Source organism: Streptococcus sp. oral taxon 431, from assembly GCF_001553685.1.
Classification (GTDB): domain Bacteria; phylum Bacillota; class Bacilli; order Lactobacillales; family Streptococcaceae; genus Streptococcus.
In genome coordinates this window covers 225,741-240,001 of the sequence record NZ_CP014264.1, presented here as the reverse complement: position 1 = coordinate 240,001, position 14,261 = coordinate 225,741, and the positions used below count along the sequence as shown (strand labels likewise).

Genomic DNA, 14,261 nt, shown 5'->3' with positions numbered 1-14,261 from the left:
AGGTCAATCAAGCAACTATGTTTTTATAAGGTAGGCACGAACTTCAGATATAAAATAGAGGGAACCTGTAACAAACAGTAAGTCTTTCTCACCTGCAGACTTTTCAAAATCATCTATAAAGTCTCGATAGGAAGCAACTCTATGATAGTCGCTCAAATCTTTCTCCTCCAAAGATCCCTGATAGTCAAAGCTCGTCACATAGAGAGATGTATCAGGTAAATGATCTGTCAGATAACCAAGCATGCCACTGTAATCTTTACGCTTTAAAGCTCCAAAAAGGATTTGAGGTTGATATCCTTGCTGAATTTTTTCCTGGATAAATTCAACCAATCGTTCTAAAGCTGGTAGATTATGGGCTCCATCCAGATAGGTATGCTCCGTAACAACTTCTAGCCTCCCAGCCCAGCTGGTTGTTTTCATAGCAAACCGGACAGCTTTCTCATTGACCTTTTCACCTCTCTCTGTCATAAACAACAGAAATGCTTGCAAAGCAAGGGCGGCATTTTCCTCTTGATAAGCTCCTTCCAAACCTAGTTTTAGTCGGGACAAGTTCGCAATAGAAGAAGAAAAATGACCATTCTTGAAAGAAAAATCTCGGTCAGCTTGGTAGAGAGTTACATCTAAATCTTCTGCTATCTTTTGACAAACGAGCTGGGCTTCAGGAGCTAGATTGGCAACAACGGCTGTCTTTCCTGGCTTAAAAATTCCTGCTTTCTGTTCAGCGATTTCTTCCAGACTATTGCCCAAGGTCTCCTGGTGATCTAGGCCGATTGATGTAATAACTGCAATCTCTCCAGTCACCACATTAGTCGTATCAAGTAAGCCACCAATTCCAACTTCTAATAGAACTAGATCCACCCCTTGTTCTTTAAAGTAAAGCAAAGCAATCACGGTTAACATCTCAAAAAAAGACAATTGATCATGTGTCTCTAGAAGTCTTTGCTCCATTTCCTTAACTTGATTTGCCAAACGGATAAAGTCTGCGTCCGATATGGGTTGATCATTGATACAAATCCGATCATGGATGCTAACAATATGGGGTGAAGTAAAGGTCCCCACCTTCTTACCATGAGAAACAAAGAGTTCTCTCATAAAGGCAATGGTTGACCCCTTGCCATTAGTTCCTGTAACATGGATAATAGGATAGGCTTGCTCAGGGTTTTCCAGCAAGTCTACCGCTCTCTGCATACGCCCCAAACCTGATCTAAAGTTTAAACCGATTCGACTATGAAGCCATTTTTCTACTTCAAACACGCTTAATCTCCTTAATCCTTAACAAAAAAGCGAAGATTCTCTTCGCTTTTTACTTCATTAGCTAGTATTTAATTCTAGTATGGGAGAAAAATATCCCCCGGACTTACCAGTTCTCTCTTATTTCAAGGAACTGGGCTGATACAGTCTCCCAGACTTACTTACGGTCTTTATTTTTAGCGTAAGGGTAAAAATGTTCCCCGAACGTTCCTGCTTTTTCTTATTTCTAGAAGCAGGGCTAAAAACATCCCCCGGACTTACTGACGGTTTTTATTTTTAGCGTCAGGCTAAAAACGTCCACTGGACGTTCCAACTCTCTCCAGTTTCTGGGAGTTGGGGTAAAAACATCCACTGGATGTTTTTACTCCTCCATAAAGCTGTTGAAGACTTCTTCAATCATGTTCCATTCATCTTCTGAATCTTCAGGGATTGGTTGCAATTCGCCTTCTGTTCCATCTTCGTTTTCGATGAATGAGTATGCTTGGATTTCAACTTCGCCGTTTTCATCCTCTTCTGCGTTAACTGGTACAAGAAGGACATAGTTTTTACCAAATTCTTCTTTTCCGTCAATAGTCAAAAGGATTTCAAACAAGGTTTCATTTCCTTGCTCATCTACAAGTGTAATAAGTTCACGTTCTTCGTGATCGTGGTTGTGATCGTGTGACATAGTTTCTCCTCTGTCTTAAAATTTTCTATCTAAATAATTTTGCAAAATCAATTGAGCGGCTAATTTATCAATAACTTTTTTACGCTTATTGCGACTAATATCCGCTTGCTCAATCAACATACGCTCTGCAGCGACCGTAGTTAGGCGTTCATCTTGATACTCTACTGGTAGACCAAAGAGTTCTTCTAGTTTAGCACCATAGGCTTGACTGGCTTCCACGCGCGGTCCGCTGGTATTGTTCATGTTTTTAGGCAAACCAACAACAAAACGGTCTACCTTATAGGTTTCAACGAGTTCCTTGAGGCGTTCAAAACCAAACTGACCTTGATCTTCATTGATTTGGATGATTTCAAGCCCTTGTGCCGTAAAACCTAACGGATCGCTAATCGCTACTCCTACCGTTTTGGAACCAACGTCCAATCCCATAATTCTCATAGATTATAGATCGACTCCTTGTCCTTTAAGGTAGTAGCGAACCAATTCTTCAACGATTTCATCTCGCTCATACTTACGGATTTGATTTCGTGCATTGTTATAACGAGGAACGTAAGCTGGGTCTCCACTGAGAACATAGCCCACGATCTGGTTAATAGGGTTATAGCCCTTTTCATTCAAAGAAGCATAGACATCTGTCAATGTTTCACTGATTTCTTTTTTATTGGAATCGTCCAATTTAAAACGTACGGTTTCTTCAGTAAATCCCATTCTAACACCCTCTTTCCTTAGAATAGTACTATTATAGCACATTCGCGGTCGTTCTACAAATCACACAGTCTGATTCTGCTGATTTTCTCTAACTTTTTACTGGACTGTTGCCCCATTTGCAACACGATTAGCAATATAGTCCTCTGGTTCGTTTTTCAATAGATTTTCCAGTCCAACATTCTTTAAGTATTCGTTTTCACTTGCTTTTTTGAAATCCAGTGTTTGGAAATCATAGCTAGTCTTGGTTTCCATTTCTTTCTCATTTAAAAGAGTCGTTTCAATGGTAAAGCCTGAAATTTTTCGAGCCGCTTGAACAGACTCATCCTTGTCCTCAGCTTCTTTTAGAGCTTTTTTAGCTTCATCTAATCCTCGCTCAGAAATATAATTTTTTAAATCTTCTGATACAGGACGCTTTTGCTGAATGGTCAAGCTTAAAAATTGATTGCCTTTGTAGGTAATGATTTGAGTTTGCTGTGCTCCACTCTCATCAGCTGGCAAAACCAAGGTCTTGGTAACAACTGTATTCTTGCTTGCATTTTCTAATACGGGCAAGGTAGACTGTAGGGCTTCTTGAGAACTCTCAGTAGTTGAAGCTGCTGTTTCTTTTTTCTGACCACATCCAACGAGCAAAAATAGTGCTGCGAATGTTCCAATGACTAACTTTTTCATAAATCCTCACATGTTATCCAATTTAAATATTAGAGAAGGCCAGGAGTCACTCCCAGCCTTGATGTTTTATAGAGCCGCACGTAAACGCGCTTCTGCATTTTCCACATTACGGACAGAGCGTGGCAAAAAGGCACGGATATCGTCTTCTTTATAGCCAACCTGTAGGCGTTTCTCATCTACAAGAATCGGACTTTTCAAGATACGTGGTGTTTCCATGATTAGGTTGAGCACTTCATTGACACTCAAATCTTCGATATCAACACCAAGAGCCTTTGCATAACGATTTTTCGATGATACGATACTTGCAATTCCATTGTCTGTTTTTGTCAAAATATCAAGTAGTTCTTCTCTCGTGATTCCTTCCTTACCGAGGTTTTGTTCTTTATAACTTAACTGGTGGGCATTGAGCCAGGTCTTCGCTTTTTTACAGCTAGTACAACTTGAGACTGTATAAATTTTGATCATGTACCTACCCCTTTCGCTACATGTTACTATCAGTTTAGACTATTATACCATAAAAAACATCGGACTTGCGACCTATTTTTAAAAAATTTTAACTTTTTTGGCAATTTTTGAACTTTTTTCTTGACAAAATACGAACTATAACCATTCTTTATATTTCTTAATGTAAAACTTCTTAATAACTGTAACGCTAAACATATACAAGAAAATAATACAGATTAAGAATAAGAAGTAAGGACGCCCTAAGGGTGCTAGACGAAGAATATTTACTAGCGGTCCATAAGGTAGACTGGTTACGAAAAAGGCTGCAACCAGTGTCATCAAAATCACAAGCCAAGCTGGTCTGCTTTGTACAAAAGGAACTTTTGCTGTACGAAGCATATGGATAACCATGGTTTGAGACCACATAGATTCGATGAACCATCCTGTTTGGAACAAGATAATAAACTGAAGGGCAGATTCTGACCCATGAACATAATGATGGCCAGTCACCAAAGGAACAATGATAAAGTAGAGGAAGATAAAGGTCAAAATATCAAAGACAGATGAAATTGGTCCCATCCAAACCATAAATCGCGTAATGGATTTTGCTTCCCATGTATGGGGTTGTTTGAGGAAGTCTTGATCCACATTATCAAATGGCAATGCCACACAAGACAAATCATAGACTAGGTTTAGGACAATGAGATGAACAGGGGCCATTGGTAAAAATGGCAAGAAGATACTCGCAACAAGGAGTGAGAAGATATTCCCAAAGTTTGAACTAACGGTCATCTTAATATATTTGGTCATGTTGGCGTAGACCTTACGGCCTTCAACGATACCAGTTTCAAGAACCATGAGATCCTTGTCTAGCAAGATAACATCCGCTGTTTCCTTGGCGATATCGACTGCTGTATCTACAGAAATACCGACATCTGCCACCTTCATGGATGGAGCGTCATTAATACCGTCCCCCATATAACCAACACCGTGACCATTTTTCTTTAACTGTAGAATAATCCGCGCTTTTTGATCAGGTGACAATTTAGCAAAGACTGTTACTTTTTCAACCATTTCTGCCAATTCTTGGTCTGTCATTTGATCAATGTCAGCACCTAAGAGCATATGTTCAACGTCCAATCCAACCTTTTCACAGATAGCTTGGGTTACTTTTTCGTTATCTCCAGTTAAAATTTTTGTTCTGACACCATGCTCAAGCAAAGCTTGGATAGCAGGTGCTGCAGATGGTTTTGGTGGATCCAAGAAGGCAAGGTAACCCGTAAGGATCATATCACTTTCATCATCCACAGCATAGGCATAGTCTTCACGTAAACCTGATTTGTAGCCAACACCTAAGACACGCAAGCCTTGACGGTTTAATTGACCAACTTCTGCCAGTACTTCTTGGCGAATCCCCTCCGTAATAGGGATTATTTCTCCACGATATTCCACATGTGTCGAAATATTCAACATTTCTTCTAAAGCGCCTTTGGTCACCATACTAACAACATTGCTGTCATCTTTGACGATAACACTCATACGTCTGCGCTCAAAGTCAAATGGAAGCTCGTCAATTTTTTGAAAACTGATATCTAGATTTTGTAGGATAGCGTGTTCTTTGGCTTCTTTTTCAGTTCTACTGATAATGGCACGGTCCATCAAGTTTTTCAAACCTGTTTGGAAATGTGAATTTAGATAAGCTCTTCTTAAGACCGCCATATCCAAATCACCATGGATATCCAAGGGATATTCTAAGACAATCTCATCTTGCGTTAGAGTTCCAGTTTTATCCGTACAAAGGATATCGATTGCTCCTAAGTCTTGGATAGCATTGAGTTTTTTGATGACCACCTTTTCCTTGGCCATGATAATGGAACCTTTGGCCAAGCTAGCTGTGATAATCATTGGAAGCATTTCTGGTGTAAGGCCGACACCCACGCTCAAGGCAAAAACTCCTGCCTCTAACCAGTCTCCATCGGTCAATCCATTTGCGAAAAACACAATCGGAACCATGACAAGCATCAAGCGGATCAAGAGCCAGGAAATGCTGTTCATTTCACGTTCAAAAGAAGTTGGCTCATCATAGGTGTTGAGAGTTTGCTCAATAGCTCCCATCATGGTGTCATCACCAACTGCTAGAACCATAGCTGTCGCACTTCCTGAGATAACGTTTGTTCCCATAAAGGCCAAGGATTCTGCTTCTAAAAGGCTATCTATATTTTGACCAGTGGCTTTATTTAAAGCTAGCTTTTCAACTGCATCACTTTCTCCAGTCAAACCTGACTGTTGAACGAAAAAGTCACGGGATTCAAATAAGATAACATCTGCTGGAATCATATCTCCAGCGCTCAATTTCACGAGGTCTCCCACAACCAACTCATCGATTGGCAACTCTTGTTCAAGACCATCGCGAATAACAGTTGCAGTGTTGACAATCATTTTTGAAAGATTGGTTGTCGCCTTGTCGCTCCGCAACTCTTGGACAAAACGGATGCCTCCTGAAATCAAAACCAAGACAACGATAATAATAGAGGTCGTAGGGTCCTCTTGGCCAGGTTTGGCAAGCCAAACGTTTGTAACGAGAGAAATAAAGGCAATCACAAGCAAAATGATTGTGAAAGGATTGATAATGGACTCATAAATCTTTTTAAAGATGGAATCCTCTTGGCCCTTGGTGATGGTGTTTTCACCATATAAGTCACGGTTTTCTTCAACTTGTTCTGAATCTAAGCCTTTTAAACTTGTATGGTAAAAAGCTAGACTCTCTTTAAATGGAGTTTGAATAGCTGCTGCTAGTCTTTCTTTTGTAGTTTTCATTGGTTTCTCCTATCTGTATGAATGGTGATTTCATACACAGGGACCAATCACTTTATAAGGACAGAACGACACAAATCAGCGATTGGCTGTGTATGTGCGGTTCTGGATGATCGTCAATTTGCATCGTTTGTCTCCCTTCTTTGTTCTAAAACAGCAGAAAGTCCTGCCATAAAATGGCAGGACTAAAAAACTTATCATCTGTTTTCGTTCAAGCTTTAACTCCATAGGGCGATGAAATGAGCTTAGTCTTAACCTTCGCGACCAGGACTGTTGACCAACGAGTAGTGTCTCCACTGCTTTGCGGTAGTCATCCGTATCCCTATGGTAGCCTCACCTACCGTTTTCGCCTTTCAGTATAAACCTTTAACTAGTAAAAGTCAACGATTTATCTTATTTTTCTTAGATTACGATTAATTCTTTTGGAGCAAGGGTTAATAACTCACAACCTGTATCTGTAATCAGGATATCATCTTCGATACGAACCCCGTATTTACCTTCAATATAAATACCAGGTTCATCAGTCAAGACCATACCAGATTTAATAACTTCTTTAGAAGTTTGACTAAAGTAAGGTTCTTCGTGGATATCAAGTCCGATGCCGTGCCCGATACCGTGAGTAAAGTATTCTCCATAGCCTGCTTCCACAATGATATCACGAGGGATTTTATCAAAGTCACGGAAACCTAAGCCATTCTTAGCTTGGTCTATCAGAGCTTGATTGGCCTTCAAAACGGTGTTGTAGATTTCTGCTTGTTCATCACTGACATGACCTAGGTAGATAGTACGAGTCATATCACTGACATAGTGGTCGTAAAGGCAACCGAAGTCCATAGTAATAGCTTCACCTAGTTCTACTGGCTTGTGCATTGGGTGGGCATGGGGTTTAGAAGAGTTGATCCCACTAGCTAGAATCGTGTCAAAAGACAAACCAGCAGCGCCTAATTCACGCATACGGAAGTCCAGAAAGTTGGCAATTTCAATTTCTGTCTTACCTGGCTTGATAAAGTCAAGAGCATCGTGGAAAGCTTGGTCTGAGATGGAACAAGCCTTACGAATAGTCGCAATCTCTGTCTCATCCTTAATCATACGAAGGACTTCAACAAACTGTGTCTGTGGAACTAGTTCTAAACCTTCAAAGGCGGTTTGCATGCGATGGTAATAAGAAACTGAAACCTCATCTTCAAATCCGATACGAGAAAGACCCATATCTTTTGCAATCTTTGCGATAGTTGCCAACTCATCACGTTCTGCAAAAATCTCAAAACCAGTAACTTCTTGTTTGGCTGCAATGATATAGCGGGCATCTGTCACTAAGACCTGACGGTCACGACTGATAAAGACTGTCCCATTTGAACCCCAAAATCCTGTCAAATAGTAGACATTTTTAAGGTTATTGATAATGATTCCATCTAGTTCTTTTTCTTGCATTTTATCTAAAAATGCTTGCACACGTTTATTCATGATGTAACTTTCCTTTCAAATACTGTCCTGTATAGCTAGCTTCATTGGCAGCTACTTCCTCTGGTGTTCCTGTTGCGATAATAGTCCCGCCACCAACACCACCTTCTGGTCCTAAGTCGATAATATGGTCTGCTGTTTTGATGACGTCCAGATTGTGCTCGATCACGAGAACTGTATTTCCATCATCGACAAAGCGAGACAAAACGGTGAGTAATCGAGCGATGTCCTCAGTATGCAAACCAGTTGTCGGCTCATCTAAAATGTAGAAAGACTTACCTGTCGAGCGCTTGTGGAGTTCGCTAGCCAGCTTCATACGCTGAGCTTCTCCACCAGAAAGTGTCGTAGCTGGTTGTCCCAAGGTCACATAACCTAGACCAACATCTTTGATTGTCTGGAGTTTGCGTTGAATTTTTGGAATGTGTTTGAAAAATTCTACCGCATCGTTGACGGTCATATCCAAGACTTGCGAGATATTCTTTTCCTTGTAGTGAACTTCTAGGGTTTCACTATTATAGCGAGTCCCATGGCAGACTTCACAAGCTACGTATACATCTGGCAAGAAATGCATCTCAATCTTGATAATCCCATCACCCGAGCAAGCCTCGCAGCGACCGCCCTTAACATTGAAACTGAAACGCCCCTTTTTGTAACCACGGATCTTGGCTTCATTTGTCTGAGCAAAGAGGTCTCGGATGTCATCGAAAACACCTGTATAAGTAGCGGGATTAGACCTCGGTGTTCGTCCTATTGGACTTTGGTCAATGTCTATCAGACGGTCGATATGCTCGATTCCTGTAATAGTCTTAAACTTCCCAGGTTTGTCTGAATTGCGATTTAATTTTTGAGCAATGGCTTTTTTGAGAATACTGTTAATGAGGGTCGACTTCCCTGAACCAGAGACTCCTGTCACCGCAATGAATTTCCCGAGAGGGAAGCGAGCAGTGATATTTTGTAGGTTGTTTTCACGCGCTCCCGTCACTTCGATAAAACGACCATTACCGACACGACGCTCTTCTGGCACTGGAATGGCACGTTTGCCTGACAAGTACTGACCTGTGATAGACTTGCTGTTGCGAGCCACTTGCTTGGGCGTTCCTGCGGCAACAATCTCTCCACCAAAGACCCCTGCACCAGGACCGACGTCGATCAGATAATCAGCCTCTCGCATGGTATCTTCATCGTGTTCTACCACGATGAGAGTATTCCCTAAATCCCGCATCTTTTTCAGACTGGCGATCAGGCGATCATTGTCCCTCTGGTGAAGACCGATGGACGGCTCATCTAGGATATAAAGAACACCTGATAGATTAGAACCAATCTGAGTCGCCAAGCGAATACGTTGGCTCTCCCCACCTGATAATGTTCCTGCTGAACGAGAAAGTGTCAGATAGTTAAGTCCGACATTATTAAGGAAGGTCAAGCGGTCCTTGATTTCCTTGAGAATGGGACGAGCAATAATCGCTTCATTTTCAGACAAGGTCAGCTGGCTCACCAAGTCCAAGTGGTCTGCGATAGACAGGTCTGAAATTTCTCCGATATGTGGCCCTTGCTCGCCACCCACACGGACAGACAAGGCCTGGTCATTGAGGCGATAACCGTGACAAGTGCCACAAGTTAGCTCATTCATGTAGAGCCGCATCTGGGTGCGAGTGTAGTCACTATTAGTTTCATGGTAGCGACGTTTGATATTATTGACAACTCCTTCAAAAGGGATGTCGATGTCACGAACTCCGCCGAATTCATTTTCATAATGGAAATGGAATTCCTTACCATCTGAACCATAGAAAATGAGATTCTTATCCTCCTCTGACAAGGCCTCAAAAGGCGTATCCATGTCCACTCCGAAGGCTGTCATAGCTTGTTCTAGCATATTTGGATAATAGTTAGAAGAGATAGGATTCCAAGGCGCTAAGGCTCCCTCACGAAGAGTCTTGCTAGCATCTGGTACGACTAAGTCCGTATCAACCTCTAGCTTGATCCCCAAACCATCACACTCATTACAAGAGCCAAAAGGTGCATTGAAGGAGAAGAGACGAGGTTCTAGCTCTGGAACCGTAAAGCCACATACTGGACAAGCGTAGTGTTCTGAGAAGAGCAACTCAGAGTCACCCATGGTATCGATAATGACATATCCTTCAGCAATACGGAGGGCTGCTTCAATCGAATCGAAGAGACGACTACGGATACCTTCTTTGATAATGATACGGTCTACCACCACATCGATGTTGTGTTGCTTATTCTTTTCAAGGTCAGGAATTTCGGTCACATCATAGACAACCCCATCGACACGGACACGAACATATCCATCCTTTTGAATCTTTTCAATCAACGTCTTGTGTTGCCCTTTTTTCTTACGAATGACAGGCGCTAAAATCTGCAGACGCTGGCGCTCTGGTAATTCCAAAACCTTGTCTACAATCTGTTCAACAGAAGAAGCCTTGATAGCCCCATGTCCATTGATACAGTAGGGTGTTCCTACACGAGCATAGAGGAGACGTAGGTAGTCGTTGATTTCCGTCGTTGTCCCAACCGTCGAACGTGGATTTTTACTGGTCGTTTTCTGGTCAATGGAAATGGCAGGGCTGAGACCGTCGATAGAGTCCACATCTGGCTTTTCCATATTGCCCAAGAACTGACGAGCATAGGCTGACAGACTTTCAACGTAGCGACGTTGCCCTTCTGCATAAAGGGTATCAAAGGCTAAACTAGACTTTCCAGATCCAGATAGTCCCGTCACCACAACTAGCTTGTCACGCGGAATTTCCACATCTATATTTTTTAAATTATGGGCGCGTGCCCCATGGATGACAATCTTATCTTGCATATTACTTCTTTCTAGTTCATTGTTGCTTTCCATTATACCAAAAAAAGTGAAATTCTATTACCAAAAAAGCCGATTTTGTAGTATAATAGTACGGTGTCAAAAATCACTGAAACACGGATTAGATTAGGAAAGGATAAGAGATATGAAGCAGATCTTTCTCTCGACTACAACTGAATTTAAAGAGATTGATACGCTCCAGCCGGGCACTTGGATCAATCTCGTCAATCCTACTCAAAGCGAATCGATGGAAATCGCCTCAGCCTTTGATATTGATATCGCCGATCTCCGTGCACCGCTCGATGCGGAAGAGATGTCACGTATCACCATCGAAGATGAATACACCTTGATTATCGTAGACGTCCCAATAACAGAGGAAAGAAATAACCAGACCTACTACGTGACCATTCCCTTGGGGATTATCCTCACAGAAGAGGCTATTATTACCACTTGCTTGGAGCCTCTACCACTTCTTGATGTCTTTATCAATCGTAGGCTTCGAAATTTCTATACCTTCATGCGTTCGCGCTTCATCTTCCAAATCCTATACCGCAATGCGGAGATTTACCTAACCGCCCTCCGTTCAATCGAACGTAAGAGTGAGCAGATTGAGAGTCAACTTCACAAATCTACTCGAAACGAAGAATTGATCGAACTCATGGAGTTGGAAAAGACCATCGTCTACTTCAAAGCTTCTCTGAAGACAAATGAGCGCGTGATTAAAAAATTGACCAGTGCGACTAGCAATATCAAGAAATACCTTGAAGATGAAGATCTACTTGAAGACACCTTGATTGAAACGCAACAGGCCATCGAGATGGCGGATATCTATGGAAACGTCCTTCACTCTATGACAGAGACCTTTGCCTCTATCATTTCAAACAACCAGAACAATATCATGAAAACCTTGGCCCTCGTGACCATCGTTATGTCTGTGCCGACCATGATTTTCTCAGCCTACGGAATGAACTTTAAGGATAATGAAATTCCTTTAAACGGAGAACCGCACGCTTTCTGGCTCATCGTCTTCATCGCCTTTGCTATGAGTGTTTCTCTCACTCTTTACCTCATCCATAAAAAATGGTTCTAAACAGGAGTTATTATGTCACAGATTGATTTAAAAGAATTAACAAAGAAAAACCAAGAATTTATCCATATTGCAACCCAGCAATTTCTCAAGGACGGGAAAACCGATGCCGAAATCAAGGCTATCCTTGAAGAAGTCATTCCTCATATCCTTGAGGAGCAACCAAAAGGAGTGACAGCTCGTTCTATCTACGGAGCACCAACTCACTGGGCTCATAGTTTCAGCGAAAAAGAGCAATACGAAAAAGAACATCCAAAAGAAAACGACGATCCAAAATTGATGATGTTGGATTCAGCCCTTTTCATCACAGGATTATTTGCAGTAGTTAGCGCCTTGATGAGCTTCTTCTCGAACCAACCTGTGGCCTACGGATTGGTAACACTTATCAGTGTAGGAGCCTTTGGTGGAGTTGCCTTCTATCTTCTCTACCACTTCATTTACCGCTACTACGGACCAGATACTGACCGTAGCCAACGCCCACCATTCTGGAAATCACTTTTGGTTATGTTAGCAACCATGTTTGCCTGGGTCTTCATCCTCTTCTTGAGTAATTTCCTTCCACAAGCCATCAACATCAGCTTACCACCTCTTGTTTTGTTGGTGATTGGAGGAGCTCTCCTTGCCCTACGTTTCTACCTCAAGAAACGTTTCAACATCAAGAGCGCAAGTGCAGGACCAGCTAGATATTAAGATAAACAATAAAAGTAGTGTGTTTTGTAGACAGACTACTTTTTTTGTAGTTCCAAATCATTTTTCGATTCTCAAAAGAAGTAAACACATTTTCTAAAAACGTTCTAATGTAAAGTCTTTCCTTAGAATCCCGAGGTTTTGTCCTTGAATCCAAGTTGTTTTTCTGTTATACTAATAAAGTAATAAGGAGAAGTATATATGACTAAACAGAGAATTAATCAAATTGTTGGTTCAATTGGTGCCTTTATCGGAATTATTGTATTTATAGCCTACATCCCCCAAATTTTTGCCAATTTACAAGGAAATAAAGCTCAACCATTCCAACCTTTATCAGCAGCTGTTTCTTGCTTAATCTGGGTCATTTATGGATGGACAAAAGAGCCTAAGAAAGACTGGATTCTAATCATTCCAAACTCGGCTGGGGTTATCCTTGGCGGACTGACCTTCCTTACTGCTCTATAAGAATACAACTACTATAAAAAGCAACCACACGATTGGTTGCTTTTTTACTACTTTCGTGATCTAAAAGCCATTTTCTGATTCTAATTCTTGTTGTTTCTCCTCATCTTTTGTGATACAATAGCATCAATTTATTTCTAGGAGGATGAGATATGGTTTCTACTATTGGTATTGTTAGTTTGTCTAGTGGCATTATCGGAGAAGACTTTGTCAAACACGAAGTGGACTTGGGTGTCCAACGTCTCAAAGATTTGGGACTCAATCCTATCTTTTTACCCCATTCGTTAAAAGGCTTAGACTTTATCAAGGACCATCCTGAAGCGCGTGCGGAGGATTTGATGCAAGCCTTTTCTGATGATAGTATCGACATGATCCTATGCGCCATCGGTGGAGATGATACCTATCGTTTGTTGCCCTACCTTTTTGAAAATGACCAACTAGAAAAAGTTATCAAACAAAAGATTTTTCTTGGTTTCTCAGATACAACCATGAACCATCTCATGTTGCATAAACTAGGTGTTAAAACTTTTTATGGTCAATCCTTTTTAGCAGACATTTGTGAATTAGACAAAGAAATGTTAGCCTATAGCCTTCACTACTTTAAAGAATTGATTGAGACGGGAAGAATCTCAGAAATCCGCCCTAGTGACGTTTGGTATGAGGAACGAACTGACTTCAGTCCCAAAGCTCTAGGAACACCTCGTATCAATCATACAAATACTGGTTTTGACTTGTTACAAGGAAATGCCCAGTTCGAGGGAGAAATCCTCGGTGGTTGCCTCGAATCTCTCTACGATATCTTTGACAACTCTCGATACGCAGACAGCACGGAGCTCTGCCAAAAATACAAACTTTTCCCTGACTTGTCAGACTGGGAAGGAAAGATCCTCTTGCTAGAGACAAGCGAAGAAAAGCCTGAGCCAGAATATTTCAAAAAGATGTTGCAGACTTTAAAGGAAACTGGGATATTCGAGGTCATCAGCGGACTCTTGGTCGGAAAGCCAATGGATGAAACCTTTTATGACGACTATAAGGAAGCACTACTGGACATCATTGACAGTAATATCCCGATTGTCTATAATCTGAATGTCGGCCATGCGACACCAAGAGCAATTGTTCCCTTTGGAGTCCACGCGTATGTAGACGCAACGGAGCAAGTCATTCGCTTTGACTATAACAAAGAAAGCTGA

Annotated in this window: 13 protein-coding genes and 1 riboswitch; of the genes, 4 read left to right on the top strand and 9 right to left on the bottom strand. The window is 41.4% G+C overall.

Annotated elements, in window-relative coordinates:
* Positions 1-15 precede the first annotated feature (15 nt).
* From AXE83_RS01230 to uvrA, 9 genes are all read right to left on the bottom strand, one after another.
* Positions 16-1,254: a bifunctional folylpolyglutamate synthase/dihydrofolate synthase gene (locus AXE83_RS01230; RefSeq protein ID WP_060955122.1), complete on the bottom strand. Its 1,239-nt coding sequence runs from the start codon at positions 1,252-1,254 to the stop codon at positions 16-18.
* Positions 1,255-1,612: 358 nt separating this feature from the next.
* A complete protein-coding gene (locus tag AXE83_RS01225; RefSeq protein WP_000017624.1) occupies positions 1,613-1,918 on the bottom strand; it encodes a DUF1292 domain-containing protein in 306 nt (101 codons plus the stop codon).
* 15 nt (positions 1,919-1,933) lie between these two features.
* Positions 1,934-2,353, bottom strand: a complete 420-nt coding sequence (ruvX, locus tag AXE83_RS01220; protein WP_049502846.1) for a Holliday junction resolvase RuvX — start codon at positions 2,351-2,353, stop codon at positions 1,934-1,936.
* Positions 2,354-2,356: 3 nt separating this feature from the next.
* Positions 2,357-2,623 carry an IreB family regulatory phosphoprotein gene (locus AXE83_RS01215; RefSeq protein ID WP_000507060.1) on the bottom strand — a complete coding sequence of 89 codons (267 nt, stop codon included), beginning with the start codon at positions 2,621-2,623 and terminating at the stop codon, positions 2,357-2,359.
* 96 nt (positions 2,624-2,719) lie between these two features.
* Positions 2,720-3,292 carry an SP0191 family lipoprotein gene (locus AXE83_RS01210; protein WP_060955121.1) on the bottom strand — a complete coding sequence of 191 codons (573 nt, stop codon included), beginning with the start codon at positions 3,290-3,292 and terminating at the stop codon, positions 2,720-2,722.
* Positions 3,293-3,358: 66 nt separating this feature from the next.
* Positions 3,359-3,757: a transcriptional regulator Spx gene (gene spx, locus AXE83_RS01205; RefSeq protein ID WP_000591165.1), complete on the bottom strand. Its 399-nt coding sequence runs from the start codon at positions 3,755-3,757 to the stop codon at positions 3,359-3,361.
* Between the two features lie 135 nt (positions 3,758-3,892).
* Positions 3,893-6,553, bottom strand: coding sequence for a magnesium-translocating P-type ATPase (gene mgtA / locus AXE83_RS01200; protein WP_060955120.1), 2,661 nt, complete (start codon positions 6,551-6,553; stop codon positions 3,893-3,895).
* A gap of 192 nt (positions 6,554-6,745) precedes the next feature.
* Positions 6,746-6,899, bottom strand: a riboswitch (M-box (ykoK) riboswitch).
* Between the two features lie 53 nt (positions 6,900-6,952).
* Positions 6,953-8,014 carry a M24 family metallopeptidase gene (locus AXE83_RS01195; protein ID WP_060955119.1) on the bottom strand — a complete coding sequence of 354 codons (1,062 nt, stop codon included), beginning with the start codon at positions 8,012-8,014 and terminating at the stop codon, positions 6,953-6,955.
* Complete coding sequence (gene uvrA, locus AXE83_RS01190; RefSeq protein ID WP_060955118.1) at positions 8,007-10,838, bottom strand: excinuclease ABC subunit UvrA; 2,832 nt, start codon at positions 10,836-10,838, stop codon at positions 8,007-8,009. The genes AXE83_RS01195 and uvrA overlap by 8 nt, the downstream gene beginning before the upstream one ends.
* A 142-nt stretch (positions 10,839-10,980) precedes the next feature.
* On the opposite strand from uvrA, the gene AXE83_RS01185 reads away from it, so the two are divergent.
* From AXE83_RS01185 to AXE83_RS01170, 4 genes are all read left to right on the top strand, one after another.
* The gene (locus tag AXE83_RS01185) at positions 10,981-11,925 is read left to right on the top strand and encodes a magnesium transporter CorA family protein (RefSeq protein WP_060955117.1); all 945 of its coding nucleotides are present in this window, start codon (positions 10,981-10,983) and stop codon (positions 11,923-11,925) included.
* 12 nt (positions 11,926-11,937) lie between these two features.
* Positions 11,938-12,612, top strand: coding sequence for a DUF1129 domain-containing protein (locus tag AXE83_RS01180; RefSeq protein WP_006146142.1), 675 nt, complete (start codon positions 11,938-11,940; stop codon positions 12,610-12,612).
* A 198-nt stretch (positions 12,613-12,810) separates the two neighbouring features.
* Positions 12,811-13,074 carry a SemiSWEET family transporter gene (locus AXE83_RS01175; RefSeq protein ID WP_004250486.1) on the top strand — a complete coding sequence of 88 codons (264 nt, stop codon included), beginning with the start codon at positions 12,811-12,813 and terminating at the stop codon, positions 13,072-13,074.
* Between the two features lie 149 nt (positions 13,075-13,223).
* Positions 13,224-14,261 (top strand): S66 family peptidase, encoded by a 1,038-nt coding sequence (locus tag AXE83_RS01170; RefSeq protein ID WP_060955116.1) that lies wholly within the window; start codon positions 13,224-13,226, stop codon positions 14,259-14,261.